This is a genomic window from Bradyrhizobium sp. DOA9 (genome assembly GCF_000617845.2).
GTDB lineage: Bacteria > Pseudomonadota > Alphaproteobacteria > Rhizobiales > Xanthobacteraceae > Bradyrhizobium.
In genome coordinates this window covers 1,447,443-1,472,881 of the sequence record NZ_DF820425.1, presented here as the reverse complement: position 1 = coordinate 1,472,881, position 25,439 = coordinate 1,447,443, and the positions used below count along the sequence as shown (strand labels likewise).

The window sequence follows — 25,439 nt, the reverse complement described above, 5'->3', positions numbered from 1 at the left end:
ATGCCGGGGAGGAAGCGGGATGCGGACGGGGGATGCTCGCCGGATTTGGAAAACGGGCTGGTCGAAACCGGACCGGCCTTGCCGATTCCAGAATTTCGGTGTGATTAGAAGGGCTTGGAAGCTAGGCCGTACTCGTCTTCAGCCGCCGGTATTCCGTCGGCGTCACGCCCGTCACCGCCTTGAACGCCCGGTTGAACGGCCCCAGTGACTGGAAGCCGGCGTCCATCGCGATGGTGATGACGGGGACCTCGGTCTGAGCGGGATCGGCGAGCGCGGCCTTGGCTTCCTCGATGCGGTGATTGTTCAGGAACACATTGAAGTTGCGATAGCCGAGCCGCTGGTTGATCAGCCGGCGCAGCCTGTATTCGGGAATCTTCAGCCGGCCCGCCAGCACACCGATGGTGATGTTCTCCAGGCGATAGATCCGCTCGTCCGCCATCAGGCGCATCAGCGCATCGATCAGTTTCTGGTCGGAGTCCTCCGCCAAAGGCTGGACCGGCGCCATCGCCGGTGCGGGCTCTGGCGCAATCGGAAACAGATCGGCGCCATCGACGCGCATCATCGCACAGGCAATCGCTGCCACGATGCAGGCGAGCACGCCTGCATTGGTCGTGTCGGCGACATCGCCCGCGCTGAAGGCAACGAGGATCTGGAGCAGCGCATTCAACCCGCCATAGAGCGCGGCGGCGCAGACGACGAAGACGCGCACGCGGCGGCGCCGCTCGACCAGATCGGCGGACCATGATCGGATCGTCTGCGCCACCGCGAGCGCGATGAAACCGAGCACGATCAGGTTCACCGCCGTCACGGAGAACCGCGCGTTGCCGCCGGGCGCGATCCAGAGACACCCGACGAAGCTGAAGGCGGTCACCGCAGCCCAGATCAGGCCGTGCCACCAGCGCAACCGGAATTCGTCGTCGAACAGCGCGCGCGTGAACAGCCAGAACACGACGATATTGCCGGTCGACAGCGCAATCAACGGCGCGTGCCAGATCGGAACGAGCGACGACACGCCAATGGAATAGCTCGCGGCATGCGCCGCCGACCCGAGCGCGAAAGCCGCGCCGAGCCGGGCCGCCAGCACATTGCGGAACTCGGAGAGCAATGACGCCGCCAGCACCAGCAGCAGCGCGACGCTGGCAGCGCGGAAGGCGAGCTCGGTTGCGGCAAGGGTCATCGGCTGGGGCGAACGGTCGCGGTTGAAGGCAGCCGAACATCGTTCGTTGCGCCCGTTTTTTCAAGCACCATCCGCATGCCGCCGTTCAAGCCGCATCTACCGCTGTCATCGCCCGCGAAGTCGGGCGATCCAGGACTCCGAGACGGCAGCGGTTGAAGCGATGGGCTGCGGCGTAATGGATGCTCCGGTCAAGCCGCGACATGACAGCGGAGTTCGAGGAGCCGGCTTTGTCGCGACGCTGATGCGAAAGTCTGCTACCGTCGCGTCCAACAAAGCCAAAAGGAGTCCCCCCATGAGCTGGCAGCCCTCGAACGATCCCGTGCTCGGCGATCCCATGTCCTGCGATGCGCTCGACCTCGTCATCGTGCCGCGGACGCGCGATCTCGGCGACGGGTTCGCGGTGCGGCGGGCTTTGCCGCACGGCAAGCGGCAGATGGTCGGGCCCTTCATCTTCTTCGACCATTTCGGCCCGGTGCAGTTCGTGTCCGGCAAGGGCATGGACGTGCGGCCGCATCCGCATATCGGGCTTGCCACCGTCACCTATCTGTTCGACGGCGCGATCATGCATCGCGACAGCGAGGGCAACGTCCAGGAGATCGCGCCCGGCGCGATGAACCTGATGACGGCGGGGCGCGGCATCGCGCATTCCGAGCGCACGCCGGATGCGCAGCGCGCCTCGGGCCAGAAGATGCTCGGCCTGCAAAGCTGGATCGCGCTGCCGGCGGGCTCCGAAGAGATCGCACCGTCGTTCCAGCATTATGCGGCGGGCGATCTGCCGATGATCTCCGAACGCGATTTCACCGCGCGGGTGATTGCGGGCTCCGCCTTCGGCATCGCCTCGCCGGTGTCGATGGTCTCGCCCTGGTTCTACACCGAGGTCACGGCGGTCGCGGGCGCGAGCGTGCCGCTCGACCCCGATCACGAGGAGCGCGCGATCTATGTGGTCGATGGCGAGGTCGAGATCGCGAACGAGCGCTACGAGGGGCCGCGCCTCCTGATCTTCCGCCCCGGCGACCGCATCACCGTGAATGCGCTGAAGGCCACGCGGATGATGTTTCTCGGCGGCGATGCGCTGGAAGGCCCGCGCCACATCTGGTGGAATTTCGTCTCCTCCAGCAAGGAGCGGATCGAGCAGGCCAAGCAGGACTGGAAAACCGGCCGCTTCGCGGCAGTTCCGCAGGAACATGAGTTCATTCCGCTGCCGGAATAGGCTAATCCGGTCCCCGGCCGCGCCATCAGACGCGGCCGGATGTCCTGTGCGAAGGCTTTGCCGATGACCACCATGCTCTCCAGCGACCTGCCGCTCTCCAAGATCGGACGCGGCAAGGTGCGCGATATCTACGCCGTCGACGACGACCGCCTGCTGCTCGTCACCACCGACCGCATCAGCGCCTTCGACGTTGTGATGGGGGAGACCATCCCGATGAAGGGCGCGGTGCTGACCCAAATCAGCGCGTGGTGGTTCAATGAGCTCGAGGGGGTGGTGCCGCATCACATGATCAGCGCCGACACCGACGAGATCATCGCGGCCGTGCCGGCGCTGAAAACGCACCGCGCCGAGATCCTCGGCCGCGCCATGCTGTGCAAGCGCACCAGCGTGTTTCCGATCGAATGCGTCATTCGCGGCTATCTCTCGGGCTCGGCCTGGAAGGAATACGCGGCCAGTGGCACGCTCGCCGGCGAGAAGCTGAAGCCGGGCCTCGCCGAAAGCGAGAAGCTGGAGCCTGCGATCTTCAGCCCGGCGACGAAGGCCGAGAGCGGCCATGACGAGAACATCACCATCGCGAAGATGCAGGCAGTGGTCGGCGCGGAGGTCGCCTACGCGCTGGAGAGCATGACGCGGGCGATCTACACGCTCGGCGAGGAGCTCGCCCGCGAGCAGGGCATCATCATCGCGGACACCAAATTCGAGTTCGGCCGCGACAAGGACGGCCGCATCATCCTGATCGACGAGGTGATGACGCCGGATTCGTCGCGCTTCTGGGCGGTGGACGCCTACAAGCCGGGCCAGCCTCAGGCGAGCTTCGACAAGCAGCCCCTTCGCGACTATCTCGACGTCGAGCGCCGCGCCGGCCGCTGGAACGGCGACGCCCCGCCGCCGCCATTGCCGGCCAGCGTGGTGGATGCGACCAGCAAGCGATATCTGGAAGCGTATCGGCGCGTGACGGGGGCGGAGCTGAAGATTTAAGCCCGGCTGTTCCGCCTCGCTCCGTCATCGCGAGGCGCATTCCCTGCCGGACCGCGGCAGAACCGCGGGATATCGGATGGCGACAAAAAGCCTGTTGCGCTAAGCCTTTCATCGTCTCAAACAGGACTTTTCAGGGGCGAGCGCCAGGACGTGACCGACCCAATCATTACTCTCAGTCCGCACCCGCGGTTCAAGCCAGAGCTCAAGCGTGCGCTGAACGACATATTGGGTGGCAGCGCTGCCAGCGTCCTGACCATCACCTTCGGGCTCTCCTACGCATTGCTGATCTTTACGGGTCCGCTGTCGCCCTATCTGTCCTACGGCATCGCAGCAACCTTCATCAGCTCCGCGGCGCTTGCCGCCGTCGTCGCGCTCGGCAGCTCCCTGCCCTTCGCAGTCGCCGCTCCCGACAGCTCGACCGCCGCCGTGACCGGAATCCTGGCGGCCTCGGTGCTCGAGCGGATCGAGGCCGCCAATCCGTCGGCGCCGCTGCTGTCGTCCATCCTGATCACGCTCGGCTTGTCGACTGTGCTGACCGGCGTGGTGCTGTGCGGATTGGGCCTGACGCGGATGGGCCGCGCCATCCGCTACGTGCCCTATCCCGTGGTGGGCGGCTTCCTCGGTGCCACCGGACTCCTGATCGTCATGGGTGCGATCCGGGTCATCACCGATCATCCCGTCACGGCGCTGCCGCGTTTCGCCAATGTCACCACATTGCTGGAGCTCGGTGCCGCCTGCGTCATGGCGCTGGTGCTGTATCTGACCTGGCATCGCTCGCGCAGCCCGTTCGGACTGCCGATCATCCTGGTCGGCGGCGTGATCACGGCGCATCTGGCATTCTGGATCACCGGCATCTCGCTCGGCGAGGCCCACGCTCTGGGCTGGACGTTCGAGCAGCCGCCGAAGGCGGCCTTCATGATGCCCTGGCACGCCGAGGCCCTCATTCACTATCCCTGGTTCGCCGTGCCCGACCTGCTCGCCAATTTCGTCGCTGTCATCTTCGTCACCGCCTCGAGCACGCTGTTCAACACCACCGGCATCGAAGTCGCCGTGCATCGCGAAGCCAATCTGGAACGCGAGCTGAACGTCACCGGCGCCGCGAACATGCTGACAGGCGCGCTCGGCGGCTATGCCGGCTGCATCTCGATCAGCCGCTCCGTCCTCAATTTCAGCACCGGCGGCCGCGGCCGCCTGTCCGGCCTCACCGTCGCGGCGATGTCGTTGCTGATGCTCGCGATCGCGCCACAGCTGCTCGGCTTCATCCCGAAATTCGTGCTGGGCGGCCTGCTGCTCTATCTCGGCGCCGACCAGCTGCACAAATGGATCATCGAATCGCGCAAGCGGCTTTCGAAGCTCGAATATCTCTCGCTGGTCGCCATCATCGCGATCATCGTAGCCTGGGGTTTCGTGCCGGGCATCCTGATCGGCGTGATCATCGGCTGCACCACGTTTGCGTTCAGCGCCGCAAGGGTGGAGTCGATCAAATACAGCTTCGACGGCTCGGAATACCGTTCCTCGCTCGACCGCTCGCGCGACGACCAGGATGTGCTGCTGGCCCATGGCGGCAAGATCCAGGGCCTGAACCTGCAGAGCTATCTGTTCTTCGGCTCCGCCAACCGGCTCTACCAGCACGTCAAGCAGCTGCTGCAGGAGCGCCCCGAATGCCGCTATCTGCTGTTCGACTTCAAGCTCGTCACCGGCGTGGATTCCTCGGCCGCCTACAGCTTTGCCCAGATCAAGCGCAGCGCGGCCGATCTCGGCGTCGAGCTGATCCTGGTGCATCTGTCGGCCTCGGCCGAAAAGGTGCTGCGCGCCAGCGACTTCATCGGCGAGGGCGTCACTCTCATCAGCGAACTCGATCGCGCGCTGGAATGGTGCGAGAACGAGATCATCTCGCAGCATCAGGATCTGGCGCGGGAAGAAGCGTCCTTACGCGACTGGTTCACGCGCATCCTCGGCAGCGAGGAGGATGCGGACGAACTGATCCGCCGCTGCCAGCGCATCGAGGTCGGAGCCGGCGAGGTCATCGTGAAGGCGGGCGATCCGGCCGATTCCATGCATTTCATTCTCGACGGCCGCGTCGGCATCATGATCCCCGCCGACGACGGCCGCACCACGCGCGTGCGCAGCCTCGGCCGCTACACCACGATCGGCGAGATGGGCCTGGTGTCACGCACGCCGCGGAGCGCGACGATCCAGGCCGAGGTCGATAGCGTGCTCTACGTGCTCAACATCCACCAGTTCGACGCGATCAAGTCCGAAGCCCCCCAGCTCAGCAATGAGCTGCTGACCTATTTCGTGTCGGTCATGGCCGAGCGGCTGACCTTTGCGAACCGGATGATTGCGGTGTTGAGAAGATAGGCCTCGTTAGCAAGCCGCGAACTCCGGCGTCGTCCCGGGGAAAAAGGAAGACCCCGGATGCACTGGTGCGACGAAGCAATCCAGACTGTCTCAATGGAAAGATACTGGATTGCTTCGCTTCGCTCGCAATGACGTGGGAGGACGATGCCGCTCACACCCCCGCCATCATCACGTATTTGATCTCGACATATTCTTCCATGCCGTGACGCGAGCCTTCGCGTCCGAGGCCGCTTTCCTTGACGCCGCCGAAGGGCGCGACTTCGGTGGTGATCAGGCCGGTATTGACGCCGACCATGCCCGACTCCAGCGCTTCGGCGACGCGCCAGACGCGGCCGAGATCGCGGGAATAGAAGTAGGAGGCGAGGCCAAACGGCGAGGCGTTGCACATCGCGACGACGTCGGCCTCGTCCTTGAAGCGGATCACCGGCGCGAGCGGGCCGAAGGTCTCCTCCTGCGACACCAGCGAGTCCGGCTTGACGTCCGCCAGCACCGTCGGCTCGAAGAAGGAGCGTCCGAGCTCGCTGCGCTTGCCGCCGGTCACCACCCTGGCGCCGCGCTTGACGGCATCGGCGATGTGGCGTTCGACCTTGTCGACCGCCTTCATGTTGATCAGCGGGCCCTGCGTCACGCCGCTCTCGGTGCCGTCGCCGATCTTCATCGCCGCGACCTTCTTCGACAGCTTCTGCACGAACTCGTCGTAGATCTTGTCCTGCGCATAGATGCGGTTGGCGCAGACGCAGGTCTGGCCCATGTTGCGGTACTTCGAGACCATCGCGCCTTCGACCGCCGCATCGATGTCGGCGTCGTCGAACACGATGAAGGGCGCGTTGCCGCCGAGCTCGAGGCCGAGCCGCTTCACGCCGACGGAGGCCTGCTGATAGAGGATCTTGCCGACCGCGGTCGAGCCGGTGAAGCCGACGAAGCGCACCGCCGGATGCTGGCACAGCACCTTGCCGATCGGCGGCGCGTCACCCGTGATGATGTTGAGCACGCCCTTGGGGATGCCGGCCCTCTCGGCGAGCACGGCGAGCGCCAGCGCCGACAGCGGCGTCTCGTTGGCGGGCTTGAGCACCACGGTGCAGCCGGCGGCCAGCGCCGGCGAAACCTTTCGCGTGATCATCGAGTTCGGGAAATTCCACGGCGTGATCGCGCCGCAAACGCCGATCGGCTGCTTTATCGCGAGCAGGCGCGCATCGGGCCGCTGGCTCGGGATGGTCTCGCCATAGACGCGGCGGGCTTCCTCCGCAAAGAACTCGATATAGGCGGCGCCGATATCGACCTCGCCGAGCGCCTCGGTGAGCGGCTTGCCCTGCTCGGAGGTGAGGATCAGCGCGAGATCCTCGCGATTGGCGGTGATCAGCTCGAACCATTTGCGCAGGATGTTGGAGCGCTGTTTTGCGGTGTGCTTGGCCCAGCCCGGGAACGCACGCTCGGCGGCCTCGACCGCTTTGGTCGTATCGTCGGCCCCAAGCTGCGGCACTTTTGCCAGCTCGACACCCGTCGCGGGATTGTTGACGGCGAAGACCGCCGTGCCGACCCAGGCGCCGTCGATGTAGCAGGCCTCCTTCAGCAGCGAGGGGTCCTTCAACCGGTCGCGCAGGGTGGCGGTGGCTTGCGGGGCGCGTGCGGCGGCGGTCTGGGTCATTGGCGTTTCTCCCTGGGCGAACGGATCGGCCCGGAATATAGGAGCAGGCGATGCGCAATGCACCGCCCCGCAACGCACATCTGCTGGGAGTTAAGCTGAGGGCCGCGGGTTCTTCACCTCTCCCCGACGGGAGAGGTGTGGCACCGCTGCTGCGGAGAGGGATCAGGCCGCACCGCTCATATAGGTCTCGCGGCGGCCGATCATACGCTCGGCAGCAGCCTTGGCGTCCGCCTTCGTGGAGGTCGCGCAGGTCCGGTATTCGAGATCGGGGACGTGGGAGGTGTCGCGACGGCCGAACCACGACTTCGAGCCGACCGGCAGCAGCGCCAGCGCCTGCGCCAGATTATCGACCGCGCCGAAGGAATACAGCGCCCCGGTACCGGCGATGCGCACCTCGTAAATCCCGGGGGAAATCGGCGCCTCCAGGTTCTCGCCCCGTCCGGGACGGGGATAGCGCTTCCATTCGCTCCAGGTCGAAATCATCTGAGGACCCCCTCGCCGCCCATCCACGGCCGGCAACATTTGCATCAAGTCTCGATCGGTCCATGAACCGGACCGGGTGCTGAACGCGGCAGCTCACGAAATGTTTCAAGCGTCCGAAACTCGCGAACCATATCGCTTCGAGCCCGTCCGAGGTGAGACGACGCCCGGCAATCCACCGCAGATTGTGAGGGTGTCCCCGTTCAGTTCCGTTGTCGTCGTGCCTGGGACCGAGGCCGTCAAGTCACGACATCGCGACTGGCGCAGGTGCACGGATGCGCTTGCCGCGCCCTAAATGCGGGAGGACAATCGATCACTTCCAACAATAATCAAACCCGAGGAAACGCCATGCAAAGCAAAGCTGAGATCGACGAGATTCTGCGTCAGAAGAGCGAGACCAGGGAGATCCCGGGCGTCGTCGCCATCGCGGCCAGCGGTCACGACGTGCTGTATCAGGGCGCGTTCGGCAAGCGCGACCTGTCCAAGCCCGATCCGATGACCGCCGACAGCGTGTTCTGGATCGCGTCGATGACGAAGGCGGTGACGACGGCGGGCGCGATGCAGCTGGTCGAGCAGGGCAAGCTGTCGCTGGACGCGCCGATCGGCGAGGTGCTGCCCGAGCTCGCCAAGCCGCAGGTGCTCGAAGGCTTTGATGCCAAGGGCGAGGCCAAGCTGCGGCCGGCCAAGGGGCCGATCACGCTGCGCCAGCTCATGACCCACACTGCGGGCTTCTGCTACAACATGTGGAACGGCGATCTCGCGGTCTATCTGGACAAGAACGGCATTCCCGCCATCACCACCTGCCAGAATGCCGCGCTGAAGACCCCGATCATGTCCGACCCAGGCACGCGCTGGGAATACGGCACCAACATCGATTTCGTCGGCAAGGTTGTGGAGGCCGCCAGCGGCAAGCGGCTCGACGCATATCTGCGCGACAATCTGTTCGCGCCGCTCGGCATGCGGGACACCGCCTTCAAGATCACCGACGACATGCGCAAGCGCCTGGTCGGCATGCATGCGCGCGGCGAGGACGGCCAGCTCGCATCGATCCCGTTCGAGCTGGAGCAGGAGCCGGAATTCCACATGGGCGGCGGCGGCCTCTATTCGACGGCGGGCGACTACATCAAGTTCACCCAGATGATCCTCAACAAGGGTCGCGGCAACGGCAACCAGGTGCTGAAAGCCGAGACCGTCGCGACGATGGGGCAGAACCACATCGGCGATCTCGCCATGGGCAAGATGACCACGGCCGCGCCGATGTACACCAACGACGTCGATCTCTATCCGGAGCAGGTGAAGAAGTGGGGCCTCAGCTTCATGATCAACACCGCCAAGACCGCGGAAGGCCGCAGCGCCGGCAGCCTCGCCTGGGCCGGCCTTGCCAACACCTATTACTGGATTGATCCTGCGCGCGACGTCACCGGCGTCATCCTGATGCAGCTGCTGCCGTTCGCGGATGCGAAATGCCTCGAGGCGTTCGCGGGATTCGAGCGCGGGGTTTATGCCGGGCTCGATGCTGCCGGCAGCGGGCAGAAGGCGGCGTGAGGGTCTGAGTGCTCGCGCCACGCGGCATGGCCGGGCCCGTCCCGGCCATGCTTCCGAAGAGGATCAAGCCGCTCATTCCATGACGAAAGGATTTTGACGTGTCAGATAAAGCGGACAGCTACGTTTGCGGCATCTCGGACGCGCCGCTGCTCGGCGACACGATCGGCCGGAGTCTTGACCAAGCCGCGCGGCGCTGGGGCAATCGCGAAGCGCTGGTCTCGCCCAGCCACGGCGTGCGATGGACCTGGTCGGAATTGGCCGAGCGGGTCGATGCGCTCGCCGCCGGCTTTCTGGCGCTCGGGCTCGAGCGCGGCCAGCGGATCGGCATCTGGTCGCTGAACCGGCCGGAATGGACGCTGACCCAGTTCGCCGCCGCCAAGGCCGGCCTGATCCTGGTGACGATCAATCCGGCCTATCGCCTGAGCGAGCTGGAATTTGCCCTCCGCAAGGTCGGCTGCGCGGCGATCGTCACCGCGACGGCGTTCAAGACCAGCAACTACATGGAGATGCTCAACACGCTGTTGCCGGAGCTGTCAGCCGCCAGGCCCGGACAGCTGCATGCGGCACGGCTGCCCGCCCTGCGCAACGTCATTCAGATCGGCGGCCCGGCCGCACCGGGCACGATTGCCTTCGGCGAGGTCGCGCGCATGGGCGGCGACCGGCACCGTCAGCAATTGGCCGCGCTCGGCCGGGAGCTGCAGTTCGACGATGCCGTTAACATCCAGTTCACCAGCGGCACGACCGGATCACCCAAGGGCGTGACGCTGACCCACCACAACATCCTCAACAACGGCTATTTCGTCGGCCGCGCGATGCGCCTCAGCGAGAAGGACCGCATCTGCATTCCGGTGCCGCTCTATCATTGCTTCGGCATGGTGATGGGCAACCTTGCCTCCGTGACGATCGGCGCCGCAATGGTCTATCCCGGCGAAGGTTTTGACCCGCTCGCGACGCTGCGCACGATCGAGCAGGAGAAATGCACGGCGCTCTACGGCGTGCCGACGATGTTCATCGCCGAACTCGACCACCCCGAATTCGCCAGCTTCGACCTGACGTCGCTGCGGACCGGCATCATGGCCGGCGCGCCCTGCCCGATCGAGGTGATGAAGCGCGTCAACACCGAGATGAACATGCGTGAGGTCACGATCGCCTACGGCATGACCGAGACCAGCCCCGTCAGCTTCCAGAGCGCGGTGGACGATCCGCTGGATCGCCGCGTCTCCACGGTCGGGCGAATCCATCCGCATGTCGAGGTCAAGATCGTCGATCTCGAGGGCAGGGTCGTCAAGCGCGGCGAACGCGGCGAGCTGTGCACCCGCGGCTACAGCATCATGCTGGGCTATTGGGACGAGAAGGAGAAGACCGCCGACGTGCTCGACGCCAACGGCTGGATGCACACCGGCGATCTCGCCACCATCGACGACGAGGGCTATTGCAACATCGTCGGCCGGATCAAGGACATGGTGATCCGCGGCGGCGAAAACCTCTATCCGCGCGAGATCGAGGAATTCCTGTATCGTCACCCCAAGATCCAGGACGTGCAGATCTTTGGCGTCGCCGACACCCGCTATGGCGAGGAGCTCTGCGCCTGGATTCGCGTCAGAGCGGGCGAGGAACTGACCGCTGAGGAAGTACGCGCCTTCTGTGAAGGCCAGATCGCCCACAACAAGATCCCGCGCTACGTCGAGTTCGTCGACGAATTTCCGATGACCGTGACCGGAAAGATCCAGAAATTCCTGATGCGCGATGCGGTGGAGCAGCGGCTGGGATTGAAGGCGGCGAAGACGGCGTGAGGTTCACCGTCATGCGAGGAGCTCTTGCGACGAAGCAATCCAGAATCTGCCGCTGAGACAGACTGGATTGCTTCGCTGCGCTCGCAATGACGCAGAGAGAGCGGGGCCCTACCCCGTCAGCCCGCGCTGCTCCGCCAGCTCCTTCAGCGACACCTGGGGCCGCGCGCCAATGTGCTGGATCACTTCGGCGGCCGCGAGCGCGCCGAGCTCGCCGCACTGCTTGTAGCCGAAATTGCGCGCGAGGCCGTAGAGGAAGCCGGCGGCGAACAGGTCGCCGGCGCCGGTGGTGTCGACCACCTTCTCGACCGGGAAGGCCGGCGCTGCGACGGCGTCTTCCACGGACACCACCATGCAGCCCTTCTCGCTGCGGGTGACCACACCGAGATTGACGTCGTTGCGCAGCTGCTTCAGCGCGGTGTCGAAGTCCGAGGTCATGTAGAGCGAGTGCAGCTCGGATTCGTTGGCGAACACGATGTCGACGGTGCCGCCCCGCATCAGGGACAGGAACTCGTCGCGATAGCGGTCGACGCAGAAGGAATCCGACAGCGTCAGCGCCACCTTGCGCTTGGCGTCATGGGCGATCTTGGCCGCCTTGACGAAGGCCTCCTTGGCGTTCTTGGGATCCCAGAGATAGCCTTCGAGATAGACGATGCCGGCACCAGCAATCTCGGCCGGATCGATGTCGGCGGGCGACAGGTCCTGCGCCGCGCCGAGATAGGTGTTCATGGTGCGCTCGCCGTCGCCGGTGACCAGGATGTAGGAGCAGCCGGTGGCGGGGCCATCCTTGGCGGCGGGCGTGTTGAAGGCGACGCCGGCGGCGCGGATGTCGTGAACGTAGAGCTTGCCGATCTGGTCGTCCTTGACCTTGCCGACATAGGCCGCGCGCGCCCCCAGGCTGCCGATGCCGACGATGGTGTTGGCGGCAGATCCCCCCGAGACCTCGGTCGCCGGACCCATGTCCTTGTAGATGGCGGCCGCGCGTGCCTCGTCGATCAGCGACATGCTGCCCTTGGCCATGCCATGCTTGGCCAGAAAGGCCTCGTCGGTCCGAACCAGCACGTCGAACAGCGCGTTGCCGATGCCGAGAACGTCATATTTCACGTCAGCCATTCACCTTGATCCTGTTTGCCGGATTGCGATCTCCGCGGAAATCCGCTTCCTGTCGGCCTGAAATCCAAGCTCGCGGCCTATCACGACCGGGCCTTGGCGGGCAAGCAACGGTATTCTCGAGGGCATGATCCGCTCCTTCCTGACCGTCTCGACGGGAACGCTGGCCTCGCGCCTGCTGGGTTTTGCCCGCGATTCCCTGATTGCGGCGCTGCTCGGCACCGGCGCGGTGGCGGACGCGTTCCTGGCGGCGTTCCAGCTCGTCAACGTGGTGCGGCGGCTGCTCAGCGAGGGCGCGCTGAATGCGGCGCTGATCCCGGCCTGGCTGCGGGTGCGGGACCGCGACGGCGTGGCGGAAGCCGCGGCGTTCGCCGGGCGCGTGCTCGGCACGGTCAGCGCGGCGCTGATCGCGATCTCGCTCCTGATCGCATTGTCGATGCCGCTGATCATGACAATCATCGCGCCGGGATTCCTCGGCAGCGGCACGCTCGATTTTGCGGTTCAGAATGCGCGGCTGATGCTGCCTTACCTCGCCTTCGCCGGTCCCGTCACCGTGCTGATGGGACTGCTCAACGCGCAGGGACGCTTTGCGCTGACGGCATTCTCGCCGCTGCTGTTCAACATCGCGCTGATCGCCGCGATCGCGATGCTGCTCCTCTGGCGCGCAGATGCCGGCTTCGCCGCGTGGACCCTGGCGGCAACCGTCGGCATCGCCGGCCTGCTGCAGCTCGTGATGCTGCTGTCGCAGCAGAGCGCGCGTCTTGCGACGCCGCTGCGCGTCAGTTTCGACGAGGAGATGCGCGGCTTCTTCGCCAAGGCGATCCCCGGCATGATCGCAAGCTCGGGGCCGCAATGGCTGATGGTGGCCGGCGCGATCATCGCTTCGGCCACGCCCTCCGCGGTGTCCTGGCTCTATTTCGCCAACCGCTTGATCGAGCTGCCGCTCGGCATCGTCGGCGTCGCCATGGGCACCGTGCTGGTGCCGGAGCTGACGCGCGCGGTCGCCAGCTCCGATCGCGACGCGGTGGCGCATGCCGAATCCCGTGCGCTGGAGCTTGCAACCGGGCTGGCGCTGCCGGCGACGCTCGGCCTGATCGTGCTCGCCGAGCCGATCGTACGGCTGTTGTTCGAGCATGGCGCGTTCGGCGCGGAGGACAGCGCGGCCACCGCGCGCGCGCTGATGTGGCTGGCGCTCGGCCTGCCGGCGCATGTGCTGATCAAGGCGCTGTCGCCGGCGTTCTATGCCCGCAGCGACACGATGACGCCACTCGAGGCCACAGCGATAGGTTTCGTGGTCGCTGTCGTGCTGGCCGTCCTGCTCGGCCATTTTTTCGGGGCGAGCGGCATCGCGGCAAGCATCGCGGCGGGCGCCTGGAGCAGCGCGCTCTCACTGCTCCGAAAGGGCACGCGCGAGTTCGGCTTCTCGATCGACGCCGGCGCCCGCACGCGATTGCCGCGGATCGTGCTGGCCGCGATCGCCATGGGCGCCCTGCTCTGGCTGACCGCAGGGCTGGTGCCGGCCGGCCCCCATGGTTTCATCCACTTCATTGCGCTGGGTGTGCAGATCGCGGCCGGGGCCGCCGTCTACGGCCTTCTGCTGCAGATCCTCGGCGCCGCCTCCTGGCGCGAGGCGGTTAACGCGCTGAAACGACCCGGCTGAACCACGGCCCCGCGAAAGACCCTTGACGGGGCAGCGCCGCTGTTGGAAACGACGGCCGAATACCTATGGCAAATACCTCTATGGAAGGCTGACCATGCCATTCGTTGAACGGGTCTTTTCGGGCGTCCAGCCGACGGGCAATTTGCACCTCGGCAATTACCTCGGCGCCATCGTCAACTTCGTGAAGATGCAGGAAACCCACAATTGCATCTATTGCGTCGTCGATATGCACGCGATCACGCAAGGGGTGGACGTCTGGGGCGGGCCGGTCGAACTCGCGCGCAACACCCGCGAGGTGACCGCGGCGTTCATCGCGGCCGGCATCGATCCGAAGAAGCACATCGTGTTCAACCAGAGCCAGGTCTCGGGACATGCCGAGCTCGCCTGGATCTTCAACTGCGTCGCGCGCATGGGCTGGCTCGGCCGCATGACCCAGTTCAAGGAGAAGGCCGGCAAGGACCGCGAGAACGCCTCCGTGGGCCTGTTCGACTATCCGGTGCTGATGGCCGCCGACATCCTGCTCTATCGCGCCACCCACGTTCCCGTGGGCGAGGACCAGAAGCAGCATCTCGAGCTTTCGCGCGACATCGCGCAGAAGTTCAACAACGATTTCGGCGACTCGATCCGCGCGCAGGGCACCAATGACGGGCTGTTCTTCCCGCTGCCGGAACCCCTGATCACGGGTCCGGCGACGCGGGTGATGAGCTTGCGCGACGGCACCAAGAAGATGTCGAAGTCGGATGCGTCGGACAATTCGCGCATCAATCTCACCGACGATGCCGACACCATCGCGCAGAAGATCCGCAAGGCGAAGACGGATCCGGAGCCGCTGCCGACGGAAGAGAAGGGCCTGGAAGCACGGCCCGAGGCCGACAATCTCGTCGGCATCTTCGCCGCGCTGTCCGGCCGCTCCAAGGCCGACGTGCTCCGTGAATTCGGCGGCGGCCAGTTCTCCAGCTTCAAGAACGCGCTGGCGGAGCTGTGCGTCACGAAACTCGCGCCGATCGCCGGCGAGATGAAGCGGCTCGTCGCCGACCCCGGCCATATCGACGCGATCCTCAACGAGGGATCCGACCGGGCGCGCGCGATCGCCGACGAGACCATGAAGCTCTCCAAGGACATCGTCGGCTTCATCCGCCGGCGCTAAGGCAACACGTCAATGAGAGCGCCGGACCTTCATCAAGACGGCTGGCGCCTCGACGACGGCGAGCAGCGTCATCGCGAAGCTCCCGCGACCTTCCACATTCCGGACCTTGCCCTCCGCAAGATGCTCCGGGTGGGCGACTACGCCAAGCTGATCTTCGAGATCACCGTTGAAGGCGACGAGTATCCGGCTGTCGAACGGATGTGGGTCATCATCCGGGAGCGCACGCCGGATGGCTATGTCGGCATGTTGGACAATGAACCGAATTCCATTGCCGAAAACGATCAGTTTTGGCTCGGAACCGAGCTGCCATTCGAGTATCGCCACATCATTTCGGTCAGGCCCGGCAGCGCAGAAAGTGTTGCTGCTGCGAAGGCGCCGGTGCCGATTCCCTGGGATCGTTCGACCTAGGCGACGCGGCTTGTCGAAAGCGGCTTCCGCGTGGCAGCATGCTCCCCGTGCACAATCCGGGACATGCATGACCAGCAAGCGACTTTGCTACGAGCCGGGTCACAAGCCCAAATGCCTCGTCATCGTCGACGACAGCGCCGAATGGGATCGCGCCGTCTATTACGCCAGCCGCTGGGCGATCCGCGCCGGCGGCGGCGTGGTGATGCTGCGCATCATCGAGCCCGAGGAGCAGCCGCAGGAATGGCTGGGAGTCGCCGACATCATGCGTGCCGAGGCGCAGGAAGCCGCCGAAGCCGCGCTCGACCGCGCGGCTGGGCGCGCCAACGGCATTGCCGCCATCACGCCGGAGCGGGTCATCCGCGAAGGCGATGCGCTGGAGCAGCTGCTGGCCGTGATCGACGAGGACCCTGAAATCGCCATGCTGGTGCTCGCCGCCAATCCCGGCGCGGAAGGGCCCGGGCCCTTGGTTTCGCTGCTCGCGCATGCGCTCGGCACGTTCCCGGTGCCGGTGACGGTCATCTCGGGCGCCCTGAGCGACGAAAGCGTGGATTCGCTGTCCTAGCGTCGGAACTCTTACCCTCCTCTGGAGGGGGAGGGTCGGCTCATGCCGAGCGAAGCGAGGCATGAGACGGGGTGGGGTGACGGTCTTTCCACATCCGACACTGCCCGAGTGGAGAGATCACCCCACCCCGCTCGCGCTGCGCGCGATCGACCCTCCCCCTCCAGGGGAGGGTTAGGCCAACCCACTGATATTTAATAGCTAATATCCCGCCTCCCCTTGACCGTGCGTTCGTCGTCGCCATCTGCTAGGGGATAGAGCACGCGCCGGCCTTGAACCGGCGACGTCTGGAGAAAGCCATGTTCATTCAAACCGAAGCCACCCCCAATCCCGCCACGCTGAAGTTCATTCCCGGTCGCGTCGTGGTCGACGGCAGCCCGATGGAGTTTTCGAGCCGCGAATCGGCGGCGCGTTCGCCGCTCGCCGAAAAGCTGTTCGACGTGCCCGGCGTCACCGGCGTGTTCTATGGATCGGACTTCATCACCGTGACCAAGGCGAGCGGCGAATGGCAGCAGCTCAAGCCGGCGATCCTCGGCGCGATCATGGAGCACTACATGTCCGGCGCGCCGCTGCTCGCCGGCGGCGAAGCGCACAGCGATGCCGATCTCGACGACGAGGACGAGTTCTTCGACGAGGCCGATGCCGAGACCGTCGACATGATCAAGGATCTGATCGAGACCCGCGTGCGGCCCGCCGTCGCCAATGACGGCGGCGACATCACCTTCCGCGGCTTCAAGGATGGCATCGTCTATCTCAACATGAAGGGCGCCTGCTCGGGCTGCCCGTCATCGACGGCGACGCTGCAGCACGGCATCCAGAACCTGCTCAAGCACTTCGTGCCTGACGTGGTCGAAGTCCGGCCGATGTAAGCGCCTTACGCCGCCTTCTTCTTGGCGCTGATCAGCTTGCGGTTGATCAAGACTTCGGCGATCTGGATCGCGTTGAGGGCGGCGCCCTTGCGTAGATTGTCGGACACGCACCAGAGCACGAGGCCGTTCTCCACCGTCGCGTCCTCGCGGATGCGGCTGATGTAAGTGGCGTCCTCGCCGGCCGCTTCATACGGCGTGGCGTAGCCGCCGGGCTCCTGCTTGTCGATGACGAGACAGCCGGGCGCCACGCGCAGGATGTTGCGCGCTTCATCGGCGGTGATCGGATTCTCGAACTCGATGTTGACGGCTTCGGAATGGCCGACGAACACGGGCACGCGCACGCAGGTGGCGGAGAGCTTGATCTTGGGATCCAGGATCTTCTTGGTCTCCGCCATCATCTTCCACTCTTCCTTGGTGTAGCCGTCTTCCATGAAGACGTCGATGTGGGGGATGACGTTGAAGGCGATGCGCTTGGGGAATTTCTTCGCGACCAGCTCGTCATTGGTGTAGACGGCCTTGGTCTGCGAGAACAATTCGTCCATCGCGTCCTTGCCGGCGCCCGAGACCGATTGATAGGTCGAAACCACGACGCGCTTGATCGTCGCCTTGTCGTGCAGCGGCTTGAGCGCGACCACGAGCTGCGCGGTCGAGCAGTTCGGGTTGGCGATGATGTTCTTCCTCTTGAAGCCTTCGGTCGCGGCCGCATTCACCTCGGGCACGATCAGCGGCACGTCCGGATCCATGCGCCAGGCCGAGGAATTGTCGATCACGACCGCGCCGGCGGCGCCGATCTTCGGCGACCATTCCTTCGACACTGACCCGCCCGCCGACATCAGGCAGATGTCGACGTCGGAGAAGTCGTAATGCTCGAGCGCTTTGACCTTCAGGGTGCGGTCGCCATAGGACACCTCGACGCCGACGCTGCGGCGCGACGCCAGGGCCACGACCTCGTCCGCGGGGAATTTGCGCTCATCGAGGATGTTGAGCATTTCCCGACCGACATTGCCGGTCGCGCCGACGACTGCGACTTTGTAACCCATCGTTCACTCTCCGATGAAAAAGCCCGTTCCCGAAGCTGACGCTTAAACAGGAAGAGCAGCGCTTCTATGCGAGAACGGGCCTCAAGACAACGTTAAGACCATGCCTGAAGGCTGTGGATGCAGTCGCCTGAGGCCAGCACGGCCGTTAGCCCTACCCAGATCCAGCTGACGCTCCTGGCCGTCGCCGACGAGATCGTCGGCACGCTCGCGCATCTGGTCGCCTATGTGGGGGCGCTCGCCCTGTTTGCCATCCTCGCCCTCGCAGGCCTGGGACAGCTGCCCGACCTGCGCGGAGATCGTCCTGCGGACCGGCCGAGCTGGAGCACGGCCGACCGCTCGCACCCTGCGTTCGCCGTCAGCCGGAACGATTCATCCGATAAAACAGCCTCTTACACCATATTCCGGCACGCCGAAGGCGGTCGCAGGGACGTGCTGCGCTGGACCGACACGGCGGACAAGCCGGTGGCCGAGCTCGAAATCTACCGCCAAGGCGCCGAATTCGACGTGACACGGCCGGCAGCCGCGGGCTTGGCCGCTCAGATGGGTTTGGGTGCGGCCACCCCGCTCGAGCAGGCCGGCCTGATCGACACCAAATTCGGCCCCGTGGCCCTGTTCCGGCCGGTCGGCGCAGAGGCGACGCGGGCCTGCCTCGGCTATCTGAAGCGCTATGAGGAGCCCGCCTTGCAGATCTCCGGCTTCTCCTGCCAGGGCGACACCCTGCCCGCCCGCCGCACGGCGATCGCCTGCACGCTGAACCGGCTGACGCTGCTGGCCTCGGGCAACGAGCCGAGGCTCGCGGAATTGTTCGCCCGTGCCGAGCTCAGGCGCCGTGGCTGTGGCCTTGAGGGCTCGCCGGACTGGCTGCTCGGCGCCGCGAACGCGCAATTGCGCGGAGCGCTTTGATCGGCATCAAGCTCAAGTGGCTGGTTTGCATGCAACTTTTGCCGGCGCGCACGATTATTCCGAGCTGGTGTGACCCAATTGACCTAGTTGCGTCCGCCCCGGCCGGGCTAGTATGGGATGAAATCGACTGGCGGCCTGCCGCCGAAGGGGACGTGATGAGCTTGAAATTTTCTGCCGCGAACAAATTGGCGACGCTGCTTGCGGCGGGCGCCGTGGTTGCCATCGCGTTCGCCGCGCCGGCTGCGGCCGATACCAAGACCAAGCGCTATGACGATCGCGGCCGGCCCTATTACGGCCCGAGCGGCCCTAACGCGGTCTACCAGCAGGGCCGCACCCGCCTCTATGTGAGCAAGCGCTCCTGGCTCGACGGCGGCACCGAGGTCAATCCAGGCGACCGCAAGTTCTCCGACTACGCCTTCCCGCCGGCCGTGGGCTATCCGTCCTTCGCCCGCGAGAATCTCAATCGCCCGATCGATCGCCAGCCGCTCTCCCCGCCGCAGGATGTCGGCGGCTATCCGCAGAACTTCCCGCTGTACTGAAGCGGGCGTATCTCAGAAATCAAATGGCCGGGCTCACGCCCGGCCATTTTTGTGTTCGCGAGATGCCGTAGTGGCACACCTGCCCTCTCCATCGTCATTGCGAGCGCAGCGAAGCAATCCGGAATCTCTCTGCGGAACGATTCTGGATTGCTTCGTCGCTTCGCTCCTCGCAATGACGGCTGAGGCTAAGTGTTCGCCGCCGGGTCATAGCGTCGGCAAAACTCCTCGATCGCCTCGGAGCGGAAATCACCGATGCGCTCGAAGATCAGCTCGTCCGGCCAGTCCCACCAGGCAATGCGGCGCAGGCTTGCCGCGACAGAATCATCGAAGCGTTTGCGGATCGGACGGGCCGGAACGCCACCGACGATGGTATAGGGCGCAACATCGCGGCTGACGACTGCGCCTGCGGCGATCACCGCGCCGTCGCCGACGCTCACGCCGGGCAGCAGGATGGCGGCGTGGCCGATCCAGACATCGTTGCCGACGATCACGCGGTCGCCGCGCCTGCCTGCGAAGAAGTCGCGGTCGCGCGTCGCGCCCGCCTCGTAATATTCGGGGACATAGGTGAAACGGTGCTGGGACGGACGGCCCATCGGATGGTTCGGCGCGCCGATCCGCACCGAATTGGCGATCGCCGTGAACTTGCCGATCGCGGCGTCGGCAACGTCGCAATTCTCGCCGAGATAGGAGTAGTCGCCGAGCGAGGCATATTCGATGCGCGTGCCCGCGAGCACCTCGCAACGTCGCCCGATCTGCGCCTCGCGCAGGCGCACGGTTTCATGGATGATGGTTTCCGCGATCTTGGGGCGGGGTGAGGCATCCATGAGGTGGCTCCGACAACAGGTGTGTAGGGTGGGCAAAGGCGCGAAGCGCCGTGCCCACCCTCTCTCTCGATCGCAAAAGACGCGTGGGCACGCTTCGCTTTGCCCACCCTACGAGAGCTGCGCCCGCCTTACGCGTGCAGCTTCTGCAATTCCTTCAGGATCGCTTCGCCCATCTGCGTAGTCGAGGCCGACGTGGTGCCTTCCGACTTGATGTCGGCGGTGCGCAGGCCGCTGGCGAGCACGGCGGCGATGGCCTGGTCGACCTTGTCGGCGAGATCGCCCATGTCGAAGGAATAGCGCAGCGCCATGCCGAAGGACGAGATCATCGCAATGGGATTGGCGAGGCCCTTGCCGGCGATGTCAGGGGCCGAGCCGTGCACCGGCTCGTACAGCGCCTTGCGCTTCTTGGTCTTGACGTCGACCTCGCCGAGCGAGGCCGAGGGCAGCATGCCGAGCGAGCCGGTGAGCATCGCCGCGATGTCGGAGAGCATGTCGCCGAACAAATTGTCGGTCACGATGACGTCGAACTGCTTCGGCCACTTCACCAGCATCATGCCGCCGGAATCGGCGAGCTGATGCTCGAGCGTGACATCCGGATATTCGCGCTTGTGGACGGCCGTCATGACCTCGTTCCAGAGCACGCCGGACTTCATGACGTTGCGCTTCTCCATCGAGGTCACCTTGTTCTTGCGCTTCCGGGCAAGCTCGAAGGCGACGCGGCCGATGCGCTCGATCTCATAGGTGTCGTAAACCTGGGTATCGATGGCGCGCTTCTGGCCGTTGCCGAGATCGGTGATGGTCTTGGGCTCGCCGAAATAGACGCCGCCGGTGAGCTCGCGCACGATGACGATGTCGAGGCCCTCGACCGCCTCGCGCTTCAGGCTCGAAGCATCCGCCAGCGCCGGATAGCACACGGCGGGACGCAAATTGGCGAACAGCGCGAGATCCTTGCGCAGGCGCAGCAGGCCGGCTTCGGGGCGCACCTCGTAAGGCACGGCATCCCATTTCGGACCGCCGACCGCGCCGAAGATCACGGCGTCGGCGTCCTTGGCCTTGGCCATGTCGCCCTCGGAGATCGACACCTTGTGGGCGTCGTAGGCGGAGCCGCCGACGAGGCCGGTGTCGATCTCGAACTTGGCGATCCCGGCCGCATTGAGCCAGTCGATCAGCCGCTTCACCTCGCCCATCACCTCGGGGCCGATACCGTCGCCGGGGAGCAGCAGCAATTTGTGGGTCGCCATGGTCGTGTCCTCAGTTTTATCTCGTCATTGCCGGGCTTGCCCTGGCAATCCAGCTTTGTTGAAAGGATGGATGCCCGGGTCAAGCCAAGTGGGTCCCTCGGCATGACGAGCGGGAAGAATTTCGGCCGGAGTGCTAGAGCGGCGTTGCGCGCTTGGCAAGACACCATTGCCGGGGTGCGGCTGTGCAAGGCGGGCGGGGCCTGCCACACTGGGAGGGCCGGAGTATCCCCTTGCACGCCCCTGATCGCCCCCTGCCCGACGCACATCCCGCGCGGCTGATCCTGACCCTGTCGCTGGCAGCGACGGTCGGGCTCGGCATCGGCCGCTTTGCCTATGCGCTGGTGCTGCCGGACATGCGGGAGGACCTCGGCTGGTCCTACTCGGCAGCCGGTTTCATGAACACGATCAACGCCGTCGGCTATCTCGTGGGCGCATTGGTGGCGTCCCGCCTGATCCGGCGCGTCGGCTGGGCGGCCGCAATCCGCGGCGGAACAATTGCCTGCGTCGTCGCGCTCGCCACCTGCGCGCTGACCGGCAATTTCGTCGCACTGAGCCTGGCGCGCCTGGTGCTGGGCCTGGGCGCGGCGGCCGGCTTCGTCGCCGGCGGCGCGCTCGCCGCCACCATCGCCCAGTCGCGGCCCGAACGGGCCAATTTCCTGCTGAGCCTGTTCTATGCCGGGCCCGGCATCGGCATTCTGTCCTCCGGGCTGATCGCTCCGTTCACGCTGCAATATTTCGGCTCCGGCTCGTGGTGGATCGTGTGGTGGGCGCTGACGCTGCTGTCGATCGCGATGACGATCCCGCTGTTCCTGATCCGCATCGAGAGCGGCGCGCGCTTCTCGGAAGGCAGTCACACCTCGTTCGCGATCCTGCCGGTGCTGATCTATCTCGCCGGCTATTTCCTGTTCGGCGCCGGCTACATCGCCTACATGACCTTCATGATCGCCTATGTGCGCGACGGCGGCGGCGGGGCCGCGGCGCAGGCGGCGTTCTGGGGCCTGATTGGCCTGTCCGCGTTCGTGACGCCCTGGGCCTGGCGCGGCGTGCTGGCGCTCGATCGCGGCGGACTTGCCACCGCCATCATCCTCGGCACCAACGCAGCTGGCGCAGCCCTGCCGATGCTCGGGCATTCGCCGGCCTGGCTCGCAGTCTCGGCGATCGTGTTCGGCGTCGCGTTTTTCGCCGTGGTCGGCTCCACCACCGCCTTCGTCCGCTTCAACTATCCGCCAGAGGTGTGGCCGACCGCGATCGCGGCGATGACGATCTCGTTCGGCATCGGGCAAACGCTCGGGCCGATCGCGGTCGGCGCGATCACGGACGCGCTGGGGAGCTTGAGCTACGCGCTGAATGTGTCGGCGGCGCTGCTGGCGCTGGGGGCGGTGGCGGCGCTGTGCCAGAGGAAGGTGGGGCCAGAAAGGCGAATGGTGAATAGCGAATAGCGAATGGAGACCGGACAGGCTTCATTGCTTCCTACTTGCTACTCCCCATTCGCTATTCGCCCTCTCAGCTCCCGCTGAACGAATTATACCCCTGGTCTTCCCAATAGCCGCCCTTGTAGTCGTTGGTGACTTCCATCGAGACCACGTATTTCGGATTCTTGAAGCCGAGCTTGGTCGGCACGCGGATCTTCATCGGGAAGCCGTAGGCGCGCGGCAGGATCTCGCCAGCGTATTTGAACGTCATCTGCGTCTGCGGGTGCAGTGCGCTGCGCATGTCCAGCGGCGAGTTGTAGCCGTCCTTGTCGGCGCACTGGAACCAGACATATTTCGCGCGAGTGTCGGCGCCGATCAGCTTCAGGAAATCGCGCAAGGGCGTGCCGGTCCAGCTGCCGATCGCGCTCCAGCCCTCGACGCAGATGTGGCGCGTCACTTGCGTCACCTGCGGCAGCTTGTGGAGCTCCTCCAGCGTCCAGGACTTCTTGTTGTCGACGAGGCCGCGTACCTCGAGCTTCCAGTCCGCGGCCGAGATGTCGGGCGCGTCGTCGAGATCGTAATAGGCGTTGAACGGGAACGGCTTGGTGATCGCGCTTTCGGGGAAGGTCGCCGCCAGCGCGTCGGGATTGAAGATGAAGGCCTGCACCGCGTCGTTGAATTTCGAGACCTTCGCCAGCATGGTCTCGGCCGAAGACGAATCGATCACGTCGCAACCCGTGAGCAGCGTCAGCGCCCCCAGGCTGGCGCCGCCCGCGATGAAGCGGCGGCGGGTGACGTCGGGCATGGTCTTGATGGAGTCCTTGATCAGGAGCCGCTTGTCGACGCCGGGGATCAGGAAAGGACGCTTGGCCATGATAATTCTCCCAATCAGCGGCCGATGATCATCGCGCGCAGGCTCTTTGGCACCAGCAGCGCAAGCAGGACGTGAACGACCAGAAACGCGCAGATCGCGGCCATGCAGAAGAAGTGGACATAGCGCGCGGCCGGATAATCGCCGAACAGCATCACGAGATAATAGAGCTGCACGGGCTTCCACATCGCAAGGCCCGACAGCACGATCAGCACGCCGACCACGATGATGCCGGCATAGAGCAGCCGCTGCACGTAATTGTAGACGGTGAGATCGTCATGGCCGAGCTTGAAGGTCAGCGCAGCCCTGACGTCATGGAGCACGCCGGATGCCGTGATCGGCAGCAGCTTCTTGCGGAAGCGGCCGGTGGCGATGCCGGTGACGAGATAAGCGAGGCCGTTGATCATCAAGAGCCACATCGCCGCAAAATGCCAGAGCAGGCCGCCGCCCAGCCAGCCGCCCAGCGTGTATTCGCGCGGAAAGCGGAAGTCGAACAGCGGCGAGGCGTTGTAGATCTGCCAGCCCGAGAGGATCATCAGGATCATGGCCAGGGCGTTGATCCAATGCATGACCCGCACCCAGGCCGGCTGGATCACTTTGGACTTGGTAGCCGTGACCTGCTCGTCGGTGACAGTGAGGCTCGCCATGGCGGGTTCCATTCTGAGGTCGTGTGACAGCAATTATACGCCGGTGTTTCGGCTTTCGTTACATGCCGTCCGCCATCGAATCGATGTCGTGAGGCTATTGTGGTCACAAAAAAGCGAGCCGGGTATCCCCGGCTCGCGGTCTGACGGCATCCTGTTCGGGGATGAAACAGGATCGCGCGGAGTTACGTCGCCGGCATCAGCACGGTGTCGACCACGTGGATCACGCCGTTGGACTGGTTGACGTTGGAGATCGTCACCATCGAGGTGCCGCCCTTGGCGTCGACGATCCAGACCTTGCCGTCCATCTTCTTGACCGTCAGCTCCTCGCCTTCGGCGGTCTTCAGCTTCTTGCCGTCGGTGAGGTCGGACGCCGCGAGCTTGCCCGGCACGACGTGATAGGTGAGGATCTTGGTCAGCGTCGCCTTGTTCTCGGGCTTGACGAGGTTGTCGACGGTGCCGGCCGGCAGCTTGCCGAAGGCGGCGTTGGTCGGCGCGAACACCGTGAACGGGCCCTTGCCTTCAAGCGTCGGCACCAGGCCCGCGGCCTTCACCGCCGCCACCAGCGTGGTGTGGTCCTTGGAGTTGACCGCGTTCTGCACGATGTTCTTCGAGGGGAACATCGCGGCGCCGCCGACCATGACGGTCTTTTCCTCGGCGCTGACGGGCGCGACGACGGTCGCGGTGATGGCGAGGACGCTGAAGGCGGCGGCAGCGAGATAGGCAATGCGCTTCGACATGAGAGAGTCTCCCGATTGAATTAAGACCGGCGATGGCCGGCGTTGAGTTGGGGCAACAACGGCGCCTGCGACAGTTGAGGGGTGATGCAGCAGTGCCGTCGTTGGACCGAACTACGGGAGGGTTTGAGGTGCGGTTTCGGGGAAAAATTCTTTGTGATGGGTGAAACTATGTGAGGGGATGTCCGTGCGGCGCGAACACGCACGCAGGCGTACGGTGCCGTAGGGTGGGCAAAGCGCAGCGTGCCCACCAACCGCAATCGAGAGAGATGGTGGGCACGGCGCTCTG

At 65.1% G+C, this 25,439-nt stretch carries 23 protein-coding genes; 13 read left to right on the top strand and 10 right to left on the bottom strand.

Going from position 1 to position 25,439, the window contains the following annotated elements:
* Positions 1-121: 121 nt before the first annotated feature.
* Positions 122-1,177: a helix-turn-helix domain-containing protein gene (locus tag BDOA9_RS06840; RefSeq protein ID WP_025033197.1), complete on the bottom strand. Its 1,056-nt coding sequence runs from the start codon at positions 1,175-1,177 to the stop codon at positions 122-124.
* Between the two features lie 292 nt (positions 1,178-1,469).
* Here BDOA9_RS06840 and BDOA9_RS06835 point away from each other — a divergent pair, with 292 nt between their 5' ends.
* The 3 genes from BDOA9_RS06835 to BDOA9_RS06825 all read left to right on the top strand — a co-directional run bounded on the left by BDOA9_RS06835 (position 1,470) and on the right by BDOA9_RS06825 (position 5,726).
* Entirely contained in the window at positions 1,470-2,387 is a 918-nt protein-coding gene (locus tag BDOA9_RS06835) for a pirin family protein (protein ID WP_025033196.1), read from the top strand.
* Between the two features lie 63 nt (positions 2,388-2,450).
* The gene (locus BDOA9_RS06830) at positions 2,451-3,365 is read left to right on the top strand and encodes a phosphoribosylaminoimidazolesuccinocarboxamide synthase (RefSeq protein ID WP_025033195.1); all 915 of its coding nucleotides are present in this window, start codon (positions 2,451-2,453) and stop codon (positions 3,363-3,365) included.
* Positions 3,366-3,515: 150 nt separating this feature from the next.
* Positions 3,516-5,726, top strand: a complete 2,211-nt coding sequence (locus BDOA9_RS06825) for an SLC26A/SulP transporter family protein (protein ID WP_025033194.1) — start codon at positions 3,516-3,518, stop codon at positions 5,724-5,726.
* 151 nt (positions 5,727-5,877) lie between these two features.
* On the opposite strand, the gene BDOA9_RS06820 is transcribed toward BDOA9_RS06825, so the two are convergent.
* Together BDOA9_RS06820 and BDOA9_RS06815 are read right to left on the bottom strand one after the other, a co-directional pair.
* Positions 5,878-7,371: an NAD-dependent succinate-semialdehyde dehydrogenase gene (locus BDOA9_RS06820; protein WP_025033193.1), complete on the bottom strand. Its 1,494-nt coding sequence runs from the start codon at positions 7,369-7,371 to the stop codon at positions 5,878-5,880.
* Between the two features lie 162 nt (positions 7,372-7,533).
* The gene (locus BDOA9_RS06815; protein ID WP_025033192.1) at positions 7,534-7,854 is read right to left on the bottom strand and encodes a hypothetical protein; all 321 of its coding nucleotides are present in this window, start codon (positions 7,852-7,854) and stop codon (positions 7,534-7,536) included.
* 345 nt (positions 7,855-8,199) lie between these two features.
* Here BDOA9_RS06815 and BDOA9_RS06810 point away from each other — a divergent pair, with 345 nt between their 5' ends.
* Both BDOA9_RS06810 and BDOA9_RS06805 read left to right on the top strand, forming a co-directional pair.
* Positions 8,200-9,396, top strand: a complete 1,197-nt coding sequence (locus BDOA9_RS06810) for a serine hydrolase domain-containing protein (protein WP_025033191.1) — start codon at positions 8,200-8,202, stop codon at positions 9,394-9,396.
* 98 nt (positions 9,397-9,494) lie between these two features.
* A complete protein-coding gene (locus BDOA9_RS06805) occupies positions 9,495-11,189 on the top strand; it encodes an AMP-binding protein (RefSeq protein WP_025033190.1) in 1,695 nt (564 codons plus the stop codon).
* Positions 11,190-11,297: 108 nt separating this feature from the next.
* Here the strand turns inward: BDOA9_RS06805 and BDOA9_RS06800 are convergent, their stop codons facing one another.
* A complete protein-coding gene (locus BDOA9_RS06800) occupies positions 11,298-12,299 on the bottom strand; it encodes an adenosine kinase (protein ID WP_025033189.1) in 1,002 nt (333 codons plus the stop codon).
* 124 nt (positions 12,300-12,423) lie between these two features.
* Between BDOA9_RS06800 and murJ the strand changes: the two genes are divergently transcribed.
* From murJ to BDOA9_RS06775, 5 genes are all read left to right on the top strand, one after another.
* Complete coding sequence (murJ, locus tag BDOA9_RS06795; RefSeq protein WP_025033188.1) at positions 12,424-13,956, top strand: murein biosynthesis integral membrane protein MurJ; 1,533 nt, start codon at positions 12,424-12,426, stop codon at positions 13,954-13,956.
* A gap of 94 nt (positions 13,957-14,050) precedes the next feature.
* Positions 14,051-15,103 carry a tryptophan--tRNA ligase gene (gene trpS, locus BDOA9_RS06790; RefSeq protein WP_025033187.1) on the top strand — a complete coding sequence of 351 codons (1,053 nt, stop codon included), beginning with the start codon at positions 14,051-14,053 and terminating at the stop codon, positions 15,101-15,103.
* A gap of 12 nt (positions 15,104-15,115) precedes the next feature.
* Positions 15,116-15,511 carry a hypothetical protein gene (locus tag BDOA9_RS06785; protein ID WP_025033186.1) on the top strand — a complete coding sequence of 132 codons (396 nt, stop codon included), beginning with the start codon at positions 15,116-15,118 and terminating at the stop codon, positions 15,509-15,511.
* Between the two features lie 67 nt (positions 15,512-15,578).
* On the top strand, positions 15,579-16,073 hold the full coding sequence (locus BDOA9_RS06780; RefSeq protein WP_025033185.1) for a universal stress protein: 495 nt from the start codon (positions 15,579-15,581) through the stop codon (positions 16,071-16,073).
* A 296-nt stretch (positions 16,074-16,369) separates the two neighbouring features.
* The gene (locus tag BDOA9_RS06775; protein ID WP_025033184.1) at positions 16,370-16,939 is read left to right on the top strand and encodes a NifU family protein; all 570 of its coding nucleotides are present in this window, start codon (positions 16,370-16,372) and stop codon (positions 16,937-16,939) included.
* 5 nt (positions 16,940-16,944) lie between these two features.
* Here BDOA9_RS06775 and BDOA9_RS06770 read toward each other — a convergent pair whose 3' ends face one another.
* Positions 16,945-17,979 (bottom strand): aspartate-semialdehyde dehydrogenase, encoded by a 1,035-nt coding sequence (locus BDOA9_RS06770; RefSeq protein WP_025033183.1) that lies wholly within the window; start codon positions 17,977-17,979, stop codon positions 16,945-16,947.
* Between the two features lie 117 nt (positions 17,980-18,096).
* On the opposite strand from BDOA9_RS06770, the gene BDOA9_RS06765 reads away from it, so the two are divergent.
* Positions 18,097-18,882, top strand: a complete 786-nt coding sequence (locus BDOA9_RS06765) for a hypothetical protein (RefSeq protein ID WP_025033182.1) — start codon at positions 18,097-18,099, stop codon at positions 18,880-18,882.
* Positions 18,883-19,037: 155 nt separating this feature from the next.
* Positions 19,038-19,421, top strand: a complete 384-nt coding sequence (locus BDOA9_RS06760) for a hypothetical protein (protein WP_025033181.1) — start codon at positions 19,038-19,040, stop codon at positions 19,419-19,421.
* A 185-nt stretch (positions 19,422-19,606) separates the two neighbouring features.
* Here BDOA9_RS06760 and BDOA9_RS06755 read toward each other — a convergent pair whose 3' ends face one another.
* Both BDOA9_RS06755 and leuB read right to left on the bottom strand, forming a co-directional pair.
* Positions 19,607-20,245, bottom strand: a complete 639-nt coding sequence (locus tag BDOA9_RS06755; RefSeq protein ID WP_025033180.1) for a DapH/DapD/GlmU-related protein — start codon at positions 20,243-20,245, stop codon at positions 19,607-19,609.
* 128 nt (positions 20,246-20,373) lie between these two features.
* Complete coding sequence (gene leuB / locus BDOA9_RS06750) at positions 20,374-21,486, bottom strand: 3-isopropylmalate dehydrogenase (RefSeq protein WP_025033179.1); 1,113 nt, start codon at positions 21,484-21,486, stop codon at positions 20,374-20,376.
* Positions 21,487-21,716: 230 nt separating this feature from the next.
* Here leuB and BDOA9_RS06745 point away from each other — a divergent pair, with 230 nt between their 5' ends.
* Positions 21,717-22,925: a YbfB/YjiJ family MFS transporter gene (locus BDOA9_RS06745; RefSeq protein WP_025033178.1), complete on the top strand. Its 1,209-nt coding sequence runs from the start codon at positions 21,717-21,719 to the stop codon at positions 22,923-22,925.
* A 64-nt stretch (positions 22,926-22,989) separates the two neighbouring features.
* Here BDOA9_RS06745 and BDOA9_RS06740 read toward each other — a convergent pair whose 3' ends face one another.
* The 3 genes from BDOA9_RS06740 to BDOA9_RS06730 all read right to left on the bottom strand — a co-directional run bounded on the left by BDOA9_RS06740 (position 22,990) and on the right by BDOA9_RS06730 (position 25,153).
* Positions 22,990-23,772, bottom strand: coding sequence for a molybdopterin-binding protein (locus tag BDOA9_RS06740; protein ID WP_025033177.1), 783 nt, complete (start codon positions 23,770-23,772; stop codon positions 22,990-22,992).
* 14 nt (positions 23,773-23,786) lie between these two features.
* Positions 23,787-24,416 (bottom strand): cytochrome b/b6 domain-containing protein, encoded by a 630-nt coding sequence (locus BDOA9_RS06735; protein WP_025033176.1) that lies wholly within the window; start codon positions 24,414-24,416, stop codon positions 23,787-23,789.
* A gap of 182 nt (positions 24,417-24,598) precedes the next feature.
* Entirely contained in the window at positions 24,599-25,153 is a 555-nt protein-coding gene (locus BDOA9_RS06730; protein ID WP_025033175.1) for a fasciclin domain-containing protein, read from the bottom strand.
* Positions 25,154-25,439 lie beyond the last annotated feature (286 nt).